The sequence below is a fragment of the Paraburkholderia metrosideri genome, assembly GCF_904848625.1.
Classification (GTDB): Bacteria; Pseudomonadota; Gammaproteobacteria; order Burkholderiales; family Burkholderiaceae; genus Paraburkholderia; species Paraburkholderia metrosideri.
Genome location: NZ_CAJHCP010000009.1, coordinates 342,968 through 355,660, shown reverse-complemented (window position 1 = coordinate 355,660; position 12,693 = coordinate 342,968). Strand labels below are relative to the sequence as shown.

Genomic DNA, 12,693 nt, shown 5'->3' with positions numbered 1-12,693 from the left:
TACTTCTAGCGCGCGTTGATGCACACGGGCAGGCCAATTTGGTTGGCTGCTTACGGATTGCCCGCAGCGTTCGTCCAGACCACCGGAAATAGCGGATGGTCCATCTGCGCCCCCGCTGGCAGCGTGCCAGCGAGGCCGGGGAAATCCGGTGACGTACGCCATTGCCGCGGGGCATGACGAACATCGTCGCCGATGAAACGGATGGAAAACGCACGCCGCCGCGTCGAACCGCTGACACCGCCAGACGCATGCAGCGTCAACATGTTGAAGCACACCATGTCGCCGGGTTCAAGCGCCCAGCCGATGATAGGGAAAGCATCCCGGTTCGCCTCGATATCTGGCAGATCGGCGAGGCTGCCCTCCGGAAACCACTTGGCCTGGTGGTCCATGAAGGTGCGCGGCATCAGCCACGGCCCAAGATGCGAACCAGCCACGAACTCGAGTCGCGACGCATGCGCGACCGGATCCACGGGAATCCACATGCTGACGTTGTCGCTGCCACTAATGTTGTAGTACGGCTGATCCTGATGCCACGGTGTGCGTTGCCGTGTGTTCGGCTCCTTAACCAGCAGATGATCGTGATATAGACGCACCGTCTGGCTGCCTGTCAGTGCAGCGGCCACTGCCGGCGCCGCCGAGTCGAAAATGAAGCGGCGGTATGCATCGATCTCCGACCAGTTACAGAAGTCCTCAAAGAACCAGCCCGGATCGTCGGGGCGGCTCGCCACCTTGGCCCGCGGACTCGGCTCAGCGATATTTCGATCAATACCCGCACGCAATCCTTCGATCTCGTCCACCGTAAATATCTGCCGGACACACACTGCGCCGTCACGGCGAAAATCTTCGATCAGCTGCGGCGTTATCGACCGCGCAACGCGCTCACTCAAGGACTCGACCATGCGTGCTCCTCTCTCCAAGTGACAAAATCTGCTGGCTGATTCAATCGCCGTAAATGTCAAAGTTGAAATATCTGGCGGCGACTTTCTGATAGACACCATCATGCCGGATCGCCACGATCGACTGATTGATTTCGGTCTCCAATGCCGCATCGCCCTTGCGCAAGCCGATGGCGACATCACCCGCGACACGGCCGTCGCTGACAGGCTTGCCGACCAGCGCGAAGCCTGCGCCTCGCGGCGTCTTCACAAAGCCAAAATCGGCCTGCACGGCGGCCTGGAACGCTGCGTCGATTCGATGCGTGACCAGATCCTGATAGATCTGATCCTGCGTCTGGTATGAGACGACCGTCACGTTTTTGGGTGCCCATTCCGCGTTCGCGTAACTTTCCTGAGTCGAACCCTGCACGACTCCGACGCGCTTGCCCTGTAACGCCTGTGCTGTCGGCTGCAGACTCGAACCCTCAGCCGCGATCAGCGCCGAACTGCTCAGATAAAGTCGATGGCTGAAGTCGATCTGCTGACGGCGCGTCGGCGTCGCAGACATGGCCGACAGGATCGCGTCGAACTTGCGAGCCTTCAGCGCGGGAATCATGCCGTCGAAATTCTGCTCGACCCACACGCACTTCTTGTGCAATTGCGCGCACAACGCGTTGCCCAGATCGATGTCGAAGCCGACATACGAGCCATCCGGCGCCTTCGATTCGAACGGCGGATAGCTTGGGTCGACGCCGAAGCGCAGCGTCTGGGTGTCTTGTGCGTGCGCGGTGAACGGCAACATCGCCAGCGTGCAGAGGGTTGATAGCAGCGCGGTTTTCATGGCATTCCCCGTTGGCTCGTTTCGAAAAGTGAACACGTAGCGATAACGTAGCCTGTCAGAATAAGGTCAGGGAGAGCTAGAATCGTGAACGCGTCAACCAAAGGTGAACACCTGAGCGTCCCTGCACCCGGCGTTTGTTGCGCCGCACGCGCGGCGATCGTGTGCTGCGGGCCTGCGCCAGCGCACCTGCTTTCCGGAAAACCATGAAACTGCACCACTTGCGAACCCTGGTCGCGATCGCCGAAGCAGGCGGCGTGCGTGGCGCGGCACGCGCGTTGAACGCATCACCGGCCGCGATCACCAAAAGCCTGCGGCAACTCGAAGAAAGCGTGCAGATGTCGCTTGTCACACGAAACTCGTCCGGTGTGATACTCACTGACAGTGGCCAGACGCTGCTGGTGCATGCGCGGCTGATGATCGGTCAGTTGACGCGTGCGCAGGAGGCAATGGATGCGCTGCGTGGCGCGACGCAAGGCAAGCTCACGGTGGCCGTGACACCGTGGATCGCGATGACGTTTTTGCCGGACGCCGTGACGCGCTTCTGCGCGCGCATGCCGAACGTCCGCCTTGAATTCTTCGAGGGTTTGCTGTCGAATGCGAATCCGCGTCTGCGCGACGGCAGCCTCGATCTTTTCATTGGCCGCCCGACGCCGGGCGCGCTCGGCGCGGAATTCAACTACCGTCCGCTGTTTTCATCGACCTGCGCGCTGGTCGTCCGTGAACAACATCCACGCGCCAACGCCCGGTCGCTTGCCGACCTGGTCGATCTGGACTGGTTGCTGACCTGGGACCCGGAGACCGATACACCCGGCTCCGACACGATGTTCAGTCGCCGCAACGTCGCCATGCCACGCAAGATTCACGTCACGCATTCGCTTTCCATCGCGCTGTCGCTGCTCAGGAAAACCGATATGGTCAGCGTATTTCCGTGGCCGCTGGTTGAAGTCACGGCGGCTCGCGAGGGACTCTGCGCGATACCGTTGCGTGAGGATGTCGAAGACGCGATGGTCGGCGTGATTTCGCGAAGCGGTCATCCGCCAAGCGCAGCGTCGACGTGCTTTATCGACTGCATGATCGAGATGATTCGCGAAAGCGTTGCATCGACCTTGCCCGAGACGCAGCATGTTCTGCGATCGGTGGAGTTGTTGATCTGACACGCACAAAGACGGCATCGCAGGTGATGCAAGACAGGCATCACCTGCTCTCGCGGCCCTTCAGGCGCGCGCGAATGAGACATGCCACACTGCAAACGGATTACATCGACGCTTCGAGCATCGCGAGATAGTCGTCGCTCGACGCTTCTACCGGATTGGTTTTGTGACTGTGGTCTTTGAGCGCGCCGGCGACGATACGCGGAAACATGTCGCGCGTCACGCCGAGTTCAGCAAGACCGAGTGGCAAGCCAAGCGTCGCCGTCATCGAGCGGATCGCGGGCCCGACTTCGTCGCCAGATGTCAAACCCATCGCCTGGGCGAGCCGGTCGAGTTTGCGTTCTTCCCGCATCGACGGCGCGTCGCGATTGAAGGCAATCACGGCCGGCAGGAAGATCGCGTTGAGCGTGCCGTGGTGAAGACGTGGATCGATGCCGCCAAGCGAATGACTCAGGCTGTGCACACACCCCAAGCCTTTCTGAAACGCGAGCGCTCCCTGCATCGACGCGCTCATCATATTCAGGCGCGCCGTGCGGTCGGACGGATCGCGGGTGGCGCGTTCGATATGCCGCCATGCGCGCCAGAGTCCATCGAGCGCGATACCGTCGGCGGGTGGATTGAACGCTGGCGCCATGAAGGTTTCCAGACAATGCGCGATCGCGTCCATGCCGGTGGCCGCGGTGAGTTTCGGCGGAAGACCGAGCGTCAACTCAGGATCGCAGATCGCGACCTTTGGCACGACATGAGGCGAAATCACGCCGACCTTGCGGCCGTCGTCGAGAATCAGGATCGCGCCGCGCCCTACCTCGCTACCGGTTCCCGCCGTAGTGGGAATCGCGATGACGGGCGCAGTCGCCGACGTGATGCGCGCGGCGCCCCCCTCGACCACCGCGAAGCTCTGCAGCGGACCGTCGTGCGTGGCGCAAACGGCGACGCCTTTCGCCAGATCGATCGATGAGCCGCCGCCCACCGCAATCACGCCATCGCATTCGTGCGTGCGATACATCGCCACCGCGTCGCGCACGGCCGCTTCGTTCGGATTAGGCGGCGTGCGGTCGAACACGCTCACGGGTGTGGCGCTGGACAGCTCTGCCAGCACGGTGTCCAGAATGCCGGCGGCGCGGATGCCCGCGTCCGTGACGATCAACGGCCGACGGATGCCGATCCGCTCGCATTCACCCGCCAGAAGACGGATCGCACCGTAGTCGAACTGGATCTGCGTGATGTAGTTGATCAGGGACATTTGATTGACAGAAAGTTATAGGGGAGCGATGGCGGCGGCCGGCCGGAATTTGCCGGTGCAACTGAAGCAAATCTTTATCCAGTATATTGATCGTCCGGGCGCCGCGATATTGACAACATGTGATAGCGCTATAACTTTTCCTCAACCCTGATGACACCTACGCTCAATTCGATCATCTCGCGTCTGCACGTCAAGCAGTTGCGCCTTCTGATCGCGCTCGGCGAGCATGGCTCGCTGCTCGGCGCGGCGCGGCAACTTGCGTTGACGCAGCCCGGCGCAAGCAAGGCCTTGCACGAAATCGAAACAACCTTCGGCACGCCACTTTTCGTTCGTACCAATCGTGGACTCGAACCCAACGCGGTCGGGCGTTGCGTGATCCGCTACGCGCGGCTGATCCATACCGACCTCGCGCATTTGCGCGAAGAGATCGTCGGCATCATGCGGGGATATGGCGGACGCGTCTCAGTGGGCGTCATCATGGGCGCCGTGCCGCTTCTGACCGATGCGATCACGGCGGTGAGCGCGGATCAACCGGAGATGTCAGTCGAGATCGTCGAGGATACCAGCGCCACATTGCTCAGCCTGATCGATGCGGGTCGGCTCGATCTGGCCATTTGCCGCACCAGCGTGAGTCAGACGCCCTATCTGTACGACAGCGTTTTCGTACAGAACGAGACGCTCGCAGTTATCTCCAATACGGCGCATCCGCTCGCACGCCGTCGCCGGTTGCCCCTGAAAGACCTTGCCGGTTATCGGTGGGTGGTTTATCGCGCGAATATGCCCATGCGGTTGCTGCTCGAACGCGAATTCCAGGACGCCGGACTGCGCTTTCCCACGCATTTGCTGGAGACCACTTCCGCGTTTGCGACCTTGTCGCTATTGCAGAAGAACGTGTCGCTCGTCGCGCTGGTCTCGATCGATGTCGCGCGCTTTTGCACCGAGCATGGGGTCGCGTGTACGCTGCCACTGCAACTGTCGTCGAAAAGCGAGCCTTATGAACTGGTCACGCGACGTGATGCACCGTTGTCGCCCGGGGCACGCATGCTGATGGAGGCGATTGTTGAACGGGGGGGCAAATAGGGATTTATTCAGGATCAGTTGCAGGCAGACGCTGATCTTTATCGAGGGATCATCGTCTGACAATTTTCAGGCTTGATATCACCGGCCAGTTCCCACGCGAGCGAACTGACAGAATTGTTTCTCAATGTATATGCCGTTCGCGCAGATACACAGTCTTGCAATACACCCCACCCCCCGACACAAGCCAGATACCTCGTTTGGTTTTAATACATCCAACGACGGAATTCGCTGAAGACCACCACGCAGACACGAGACTCTGCAGCCCGCGGATACCGGACGGATGCTTCCAATCTGATACCTGCTTCAGGAGAACACCATGAAAGTAACGATGCTCGCTTTGGCTTTCGCCGCTTGTGCTACGACCGTTTCCGCTTATGCCGCCAATCCGGCCGCCAATCCAGCCGACGCGGCCCCGCAGCACTCGCAGCAATGGACCCCAGCCCAGAACGCCTCGCAGGCGAAGACGCGCGCCGAAGTCCGTCAGGAACTGGTGCGCGCCCAAAACGATGGCCAACTCGCCGCGCTGAACAAGCTTTATCAGGGTAGCTAAGTCCGTTTCAATTCGGGCCCTGCAGGATCGGGGATGTCGGTTCGCTCTCCCCGATCCGTCCATATTGAACAACCTTGATAGTCGAGGTTTCGTCATGATCAAACATTTCGTTGCTGTCGCGCTCGTCGCCGCCAGCGCCGCTACCGTCTCACCGGTTTTCGCTAGCAGCGGCTACGGTCCAGCGCCTCAATACAGCCCGGTCACTGGCGCACCGGCGTCGCAACGCGGCCAAAGCGCGTTGACCGTTCGCGCTGAACAGGCCGATCTCACAAAGAGCGCAGACGTCGCGGCGCAATCGTATGGCGGCATGCCTATCACGACGTCGCAATCGGGTACCCCTATCGTGCCAGCTGTATCGATCTCACCGTATTCGAAGCACTGATCCACTGCCATTAATCCGCCACTCAACCTGACCAATCGGAATCAATCATGAACCAGCCCGAAAAAGTGTTGTACACCGGCAAGACTCACACCACTGGCGGACGCGATGGCGCCGCGCGCAGCTCGGACGGCCGTCTGGATGTCAGACTGTCTGGACCAGGCTCGGCCGCGCCCGGCACCAATCCTGAGCAGATGCTGGCGGCAGGCTGGTCGGCGTGCTTCATCGGCGCAATGGGTCTGGCCGCGCAGAAGATGAAAGTCGCGTTGCCGAAAGACACCGCCGTCGATGCCGAGATCGATCTGGCCGTGACCGACGGTGCTTACTTTCTGCAGGCTCGCCTGAATGTGAGCGTGCCGGGTGTCGACGCCGAAGTCGCACAAGCACTCGTCGATGCCGCGCATCAGACGTGTCCGTACTCGAAAGCGACACGCGGCAATATCGACGTCGTCATCGCGCTAGTTTGATTTGAGGTGCGGGCCGTATCCAGGCCCAGCGCTTGATGCCAATCAGCAAGCAAGTGGCGTTCTCGTGAGCAAGCCGGCGCATCGTGATGGTTGCGCCGGTTTTTTTGTGGCGTGGCGAATAATCACAGGTTTGACGCCGTACTCGCGTTGCCGACGTCATCTTCTGGCGGCTTCCCTATTTACGTTTGGTGAAACGCGAGAAGCGCGTGAAACCAGCATCCATTAGCATGGGCGCTTTGCGAGACTGCATAAGGGAATTAGACTCGCTCAACGCGTGCCGCCTATTTCCATTAGATACAAAATGTACCTCGACGGCGGGAACGCTAATGAGCTGGTTGGTCCAGCTGTCGCAAACACCAAGGCGTCTGTCGCCACCCAACCGAGGCCCCCTTTTGTATCGCCACGTATCTACCTGCTCCGGCGATACAGGGTGTTTCGCACCGACGGTACAGCCGACATATGCCAGATACGTCCACACGCTCCAATAGGTTCATTGCTGATTTATTGGAGATCTCCTCATGTTTGATCGTCTCAAGATGGCCGCTATCGCCGCAGGTGTCAGCGCAGTCGCATTGCTGGCAGGTTTGGCTTATGGCGGCAACGCTGACTATCCCGCCACCTTGCTGAAAACCGGCGCATCGGCGCCGGATTTCAAGGGCATCGATGGCTGGCTCAACAGCCCGCCACTCGATATGAAGCAGTTAAAAGGCAAAGTGGTGCTTGTCGACTTCTGGACCTTCGATTGCATTAACTGCGCCCACACGATTCCCCATGTCGAGGATTGGTACGCCCGCTATCGCGACAAGGGACTCGTGGTCGTCGGTGTACATACACCTGAATATTCGTTCGAACACGACGCGGGCAATCTGAAAAATGCGATCAAGCGGTTCGGCATTCAGTACCCAATCGCGCAGGACAATCAGTATGCGACTTGGAATGCGTACGGAAATCAGTACTGGCCTGCGGTGTATCTGTTCGATCAGAATGGCCGACTGGCGTTCAGCCACTTCGGCGAGGGTAGCTACGACGAGACGGAGCAACAGATACGCACGCTGCTCGGTCTGAAGGACAAACACGGCTGAAGCTGTCACGGTATCGAGCGAGGGCCTGCGGGGCGTTGTTGTCCGGCAAGCGATACTGGTGGCGGCAGAGGACGTCTGGCGGGGGCCGATAATGCAATCGGATGAACCCGTTCTTTTACGGTCGTACGTGTCCGCTCCGGCTCGGCCAGAACGGGATGTTGTTCTTCAGTCGCAACCTCGTGCCTGACAACCGACGACGGCGGGCGAAAAAATCGCACGCCTACAACGCAAAAAAATAAACCCCGGCGAGTAGCGCGAGCCACTTGCCGGGGTATGAATCAAACCGCCATCAAGCCAGGTCGAAGCGGTCCAGGTTCATCACCTTGGTCCAGGCCGCGACAAAATCATCGGCGAACTTCTGCTTGGCATCGCTGCTGGCATAGACCTCCGCCAGTGCGCGAAGTACAGCGTTGGAACCGAACACCAGGTCGACGCGGGTGCCGGTGTACTTCACTTCGCCGGTTTTGCGGTCACGTCCCTCGAACAATTCCGCCGACGCGTCCGTGGCCTTCCACGCTGTATTCATGTCGAGCAGGTTGACGAAGAAATCGTTGCTGAGCACGCCGACACGGTCGGTGAGCACGCCATGGCTGCTGCCGTCGAAATTGGCTCCCAGCACGCGCATACCGCCGATCAGCACGGTCAGTTCCGGCGACGTCAGCGTGAGTTGCTGGGCCTTGTCGATCAACCGGGTTTCAGTCGAAGGACCGCCCTGCTCGCGGCGATAGTTGCGGAAGCCGTCGACAAGCGGCTCGAGGAGCTCGATCGCTTCTACATCGGTCTGGTCCTGACGGGCATCGACCCGGCCAGCCGCAAATGGCACATTGACTTTGATTCCCGCCGCAGCCGCAGCCTGCTCGATGCCGACCACCCCCGCCAGCACGATCACGTCGGCCAGCGAGGCTTTGCCGGACGCCTGCTGGATGGCTTGCAACTTTGGCAGCACGCCTGCGGCGATCCGGTTGGCTTCCCAGTCTTTCTGAGGTGCCAGCGCGAGCCGTGCGCCGTTGGCGCCGCCGCGCTTGTCACCGCCGCGATAGGTCGACGCCGATGCCCACGCCACAGAAACCAGCTCGCCGACCGACAGGCCCGACTCGGTGATCTTCGCCTTTAGCGCTGCGATGTCGGCCTCACTCGGATTGTGACTTGGTGCCGGCAGCGGATCTTGCCAGAGCAGGTCTTCCTTCGGTACTTCCGGGCCGAGGTAGCGCGCCTTCGGGCCCATGTCGCGGTGCGTCAATTTAAACCACGCGCGCGCGAATGCTTCAGAGAAGGCCTGGGGATCTGCGAGGAAGCGACGCGAAATCTTTTCGAAAGCCGGATCGAAGCGCAGAGTCAGGTCGGTGACCAACATTGTCGGCTTGCGCTTTTTCGACGGATCGAACGGGTCTGGAATGATTTCCGGTGCGTCCTTGGCTTCGAACTGGATCGCGCCTGCTGGGCTGCGGGTCTGCACCCACTCGTACTTGAACAGATTCTCGAAGAAGTGGTTGCTCCACTGCGTCGGCGTCTGCGTCCAGATCACTTCAAGGCCGGACGTGATTGCATCAGCGCCTACGCCCGAGCCGTGGCTGCTAGCCCAGCCGAGGCCCAGCGCGTCGAGCTGCGCGGTCTCGGGGTCGGCGCCCACCTGTTCCGCCGATCCGGCACCGTGGGTTTTGCCGAGCGTGTGACCACCGGCGATTAGCGCGACGATTTCCTCGTCGTCCATTGCCATGTTGCCGAACGTTGCACGGATGGCCGGCGCCGCCGACACCGGATCGCCACTCGCGTTGGGACCTTCAGGATTGACGTAAATCAGGCCCATTTCCGTGGCGGACAGCGGATTCTTCGCCAGCGTCTCCGGGGTGCGGTGGGTGAGCCACTTGGATTCGTCGCCCCAGTTCACGTCCTGATCCGGTTCCCACACGTCTTCACGGCCGGCGCCGAAACCAAAGGTGCGAAAGCCTGCGTTTTCCAGCGCGACGTTGCCGGCCAGCACGATCAGATCTGCCCACGAAATCTTCTGGCCATACTTCTGTTTGATCGGCCACAGCAGACGACGCGCCTTATCCAGACTGACGTTGTCCGGCCACGAATTGAGCGGAGCGAAGCGTTGCTGGCCGCGCCCTGCGCCGCCACGACCATCGACCATACGGTAGGTGCCCGCGCTGTGCCATGCCATGCGGATGAACAGACCGGCGTAACTGCCCCAGTCGGCCGGCCACCACGCCTGCGAGTCCGTCAGCAGAGTCCGGATATCGCCCTTGAGCGCACTGTAGTCGAGCTTTTTGAACTCGTCGCGGTAATTGAAGCTTTCACCGAGGGGATTGGAGCGGTTGGAATGCTGGTTCAGCAGGTCGACGCGCAACTGGTTGGGCCACCAGTCGCGGTTCCCGGTGCCGCCACCGGCGACCGGCCTGCCAGCGGCGTGAAACGGGCATTTCGCATCATCGGGGGTGGGCGTATCGATTGGCGTGCTCATGTTTCCTCCATTCGCGTGTGGGGTCTTCTAATATACCTGTTACCGATGACACACCACAGACGATCGATGCTGATTTTTTCGTGCTCAGAGAAATCGGTATGCTTTCTGCAATTGCGCCGATAACAGTACCGACTGTTCCAGCTAATCATTCAGAGAACTCTGCGTTTGATCGCGCCGCGCTTGCACATGAGTACATTGGATCGAAATGTTGCGTCTGGCCGGGCACGAATGAATTATGTATTTCTATTGCCGTGCTTATCCAGACGTTGCTGGTTCGCAGATATTCGTAGATTGCAGCGATCCCGTTTTCATGACCGGGCGCTGAGCTTTCATGGCCGGCGAATGGGCTCATGTAGCTCAGGGTCCGGTTTATATTGATCCAGATGATCCCCGTTTCGAGCCGCCTGCAAGCGCAAGAAAATGGAGAGTCTCGATGTTCTGGACAAGACCGGCGTGCGATCGGAATCTGAAATGTCGAAATGACTGCTGCCGATCTGACAGGTCGCGGTTCTTGATGCCGCCACTGTATAGACGGCGTGCCCTTACCTACTGCAAAGCGGAGATAAAGGAATGGACGTGAAACACCCTTGCACGTGAACTCACCGAACTGGCTCGTGATACCGAACCACTTCTGCTGCTTCAACACTCGAACCGCGGCTACTGTTTCGGTGCATTAGCTGGGCAAACCAAGCGGTACAGCAGCACCAATGAGAGATTCGACGTGGATGGCGCGAACGCCGCACGAGATTTTCTCAAAGGCATGGTTTTGGATCAATACCCCAAGACCCACCAACGCAATGCGATTGCGCCGCCTGATCATCATTGACGATCTCAGGCGGCGTACTACATTCGATCATTCCGCACTGGACTTTTCTGCCGCCTGCTCGATCAACTTGGCGACTTCGGCAGGATGCGACATATAGGCCACGTGGCTCGAATTGATCTCGACAGTCGTGCTCCCGGCGCGCTTTGCCATGAAACGTTCGAGATCGGGATTGATGGCGCGGTCTGCGGTTGCAACAACTGCCCAGCTCGGTTTCGCCTTCCATGCCGGCGTCGTGATCGGCACGCCAAACGACTGGGCAGCGGGCATTACCTGCGAGGCAGCCATGAACTTCGCTTCAGCGGCGGGCAAGTCTGCCGCGAAATCAGCGTGGAACTGCGCCGGGTCAAGATACAGATAACCGTCTGCGGTTGCCTTGATCGCCGTGCTCGCGCCCGGCGTCTTTTTTGCCAGTTCCATCGGGCTTTCGCCGGCATCGGGCTGGAATGCCGCCACGTACACAAGGCCCGCCACCTTCGCGTCGTTACCCGCCTCGGTCACCACTGCACCACCATAACTATGGCCGACGAGGATGCTCGGGCCGTCCTGCGCATCGACGACCCGCGTGGTTGCCTTCACGTCGTCACCGAACGAAGTTTCCGGTTCCTGAACCACGGAGACCTTGTAGCCGTCGCGTGTCAAAATTTTCGACACCGCCTGCCAGCCCGAACCATCGGCGAAATAGCCATGAACGAGGACGATATTTTTGACCGGTGCGGCTATCGCGGCTTGCGAACCCAAAGCGGCGACAGAAAGGGCGAGTGCTGCGGCGATACGCGTGACGGACGAGGCTGCTTTCATTTTCAGGCTCCAAAGGATCAGTCAGGGTTTGAGTTCGACGAAGCGTCTTGCTCATCGATGTAGCCATCCTACTAGTAGGATGGCTACATGGCAAGAACTTTTTACGGGCTGGATATTTGCCCCCACTGCACGTAGACTTCAGAAATATTCAACCGACTAGATGGTAGGGAAAATGACAGCGACAGGAGAAGGCACCGCGAGCAGGATTCTCGACGCGGGCCGACAACTCATCATGCGTCGCGGCTACAGTGGATTTAGCTATGCCGATGTGGCCGATGCGATCGAGATTCGCAAGGCGAGTATTCATCACCACTTTCCCGCGAAAGCCGATCTGGTGATCGCGGTGGTGAAACAGTCACGCGACATGTTTGACGCTGAAATGGCAGTGTCACGAGAAGGTGGCGCAGATGCACTTGCGCAGTTACGCGCCTATATCGGCTACTGGGAGCGTTGTATCGCAGACGATAGCGCGCCGTTTTGCGTAGCTGGCATGCTTGGCGCTGAACTTCCCGCGTTACCCGAAGAAGTGGCCCGCGAGGTGAAAGCGCATTTCGAGAACCTGACTGTCTGGCTTGAACACGTGCTCGAAACGGGAGTGAAAGACAATCTGTTCAAGCTGGATTCTTCGGTCGAGGCGCAGGCGGAGATGCTGGTATCGCTGGTTTATGGTGCGATGCTGGCCGCACGGGCTTATGGCAACGCCATGCTCTTCAAGAACGTCACAAATGGCGCCGTCGACAGGCTTATCAAGCCGGCCAGACGAACCCGGGCCAGTTAATCGCTGAGGTCCCGGGTTTGCCGTCACACAGGATTGAGTGCCCTGTCGTCTCGAGTCGACAGCAGTACGCCGGCGCATTCTGCCGCGCCTTTAAGCACGAAAAGATAGGCGCCGTGACGTGGAGACGCTGACGCGCATGTCTGAGTTTTCGCCGCGTCG

General features: G+C 59.7%; 12 protein-coding genes and 1 pseudogene. 8 read left to right on the top strand and 5 right to left on the bottom strand.

The features are described from left to right. Positions 1-50: 50 nt before the first annotated feature. Positions 51-899, bottom strand: a complete 849-nt coding sequence (locus LMG28727_RS22075) for a phytanoyl-CoA dioxygenase family protein (protein WP_201644424.1) — start codon at positions 897-899, stop codon at positions 51-53. 40 nt (positions 900-939) lie between these two features. Further along, on the bottom strand, positions 940-1,716 hold the full coding sequence (locus tag LMG28727_RS22070) for an ABC transporter substrate-binding protein (RefSeq protein ID WP_201644423.1): 777 nt from the start codon (positions 1,714-1,716) through the stop codon (positions 940-942). A 203-nt stretch (positions 1,717-1,919) separates the two neighbouring features. Between LMG28727_RS22070 and LMG28727_RS22065 the strand changes: the two genes are divergently transcribed. Next, a complete protein-coding gene (locus tag LMG28727_RS22065) occupies positions 1,920-2,870 on the top strand; it encodes a LysR substrate-binding domain-containing protein (RefSeq protein WP_201644422.1) in 951 nt (316 codons plus the stop codon). Positions 2,871-2,970: 100 nt separating this feature from the next. Here LMG28727_RS22065 and LMG28727_RS22060 read toward each other — a convergent pair whose 3' ends face one another. After that, positions 2,971-4,110 (bottom strand): iron-containing alcohol dehydrogenase, encoded by a 1,140-nt coding sequence (locus LMG28727_RS22060; RefSeq protein WP_201644421.1) that lies wholly within the window; start codon positions 4,108-4,110, stop codon positions 2,971-2,973. A gap of 150 nt (positions 4,111-4,260) precedes the next feature. On the opposite strand from LMG28727_RS22060, the gene LMG28727_RS22055 reads away from it, so the two are divergent. The 5 genes from LMG28727_RS22055 to LMG28727_RS22035 all read left to right on the top strand — a co-directional run bounded on the left by LMG28727_RS22055 (position 4,261) and on the right by LMG28727_RS22035 (position 7,668). Beyond that, positions 4,261-5,190, top strand: coding sequence for a LysR family transcriptional regulator (locus tag LMG28727_RS22055; protein ID WP_201644420.1), 930 nt, complete (start codon positions 4,261-4,263; stop codon positions 5,188-5,190). 316 nt (positions 5,191-5,506) lie between these two features. Next, positions 5,507-5,740, top strand: coding sequence for a DUF4148 domain-containing protein (locus LMG28727_RS22050; protein ID WP_201644419.1), 234 nt, complete (start codon positions 5,507-5,509; stop codon positions 5,738-5,740). A 94-nt stretch (positions 5,741-5,834) separates the two neighbouring features. Then, positions 5,835-6,122: a hypothetical protein gene (locus LMG28727_RS22045; RefSeq protein WP_201644418.1), complete on the top strand. Its 288-nt coding sequence runs from the start codon at positions 5,835-5,837 to the stop codon at positions 6,120-6,122. Positions 6,123-6,169: 47 nt separating this feature from the next. After that, entirely contained in the window at positions 6,170-6,586 is a 417-nt protein-coding gene (locus LMG28727_RS22040; RefSeq protein WP_201644417.1) for an organic hydroperoxide resistance protein, read from the top strand. 518 nt (positions 6,587-7,104) lie between these two features. After that, the gene (locus LMG28727_RS22035; protein WP_201644416.1) at positions 7,105-7,668 is read left to right on the top strand and encodes a thioredoxin family protein; all 564 of its coding nucleotides are present in this window, start codon (positions 7,105-7,107) and stop codon (positions 7,666-7,668) included. 289 nt (positions 7,669-7,957) lie between these two features. Here LMG28727_RS22035 and katG read toward each other — a convergent pair whose 3' ends face one another. Beyond that, complete coding sequence (gene katG, locus LMG28727_RS22030; RefSeq protein WP_201644415.1) at positions 7,958-10,132, bottom strand: catalase/peroxidase HPI; 2,175 nt, start codon at positions 10,130-10,132, stop codon at positions 7,958-7,960. Positions 10,133-10,739: 607 nt separating this feature from the next. Here katG and LMG28727_RS34270 point away from each other — a divergent pair. Continuing rightward, a pseudogene (locus tag LMG28727_RS34270) lies at positions 10,740-10,907 on the top strand (HD domain-containing protein); the annotation flags it as partial. A gap of 78 nt (positions 10,908-10,985) precedes the next feature. Here the strand turns inward: LMG28727_RS34270 and LMG28727_RS22025 are convergent. Further along, positions 10,986-11,756 carry an alpha/beta hydrolase gene (locus LMG28727_RS22025; RefSeq protein WP_201644414.1) on the bottom strand — a complete coding sequence of 257 codons (771 nt, stop codon included), beginning with the start codon at positions 11,754-11,756 and terminating at the stop codon, positions 10,986-10,988. A gap of 172 nt (positions 11,757-11,928) precedes the next feature. On the opposite strand from LMG28727_RS22025, the gene LMG28727_RS22020 reads away from it, so the two are divergent. Beyond that, positions 11,929-12,534: a TetR/AcrR family transcriptional regulator gene (locus LMG28727_RS22020; RefSeq protein WP_201644413.1), complete on the top strand. Its 606-nt coding sequence runs from the start codon at positions 11,929-11,931 to the stop codon at positions 12,532-12,534. Positions 12,535-12,693 lie beyond the last annotated feature (159 nt).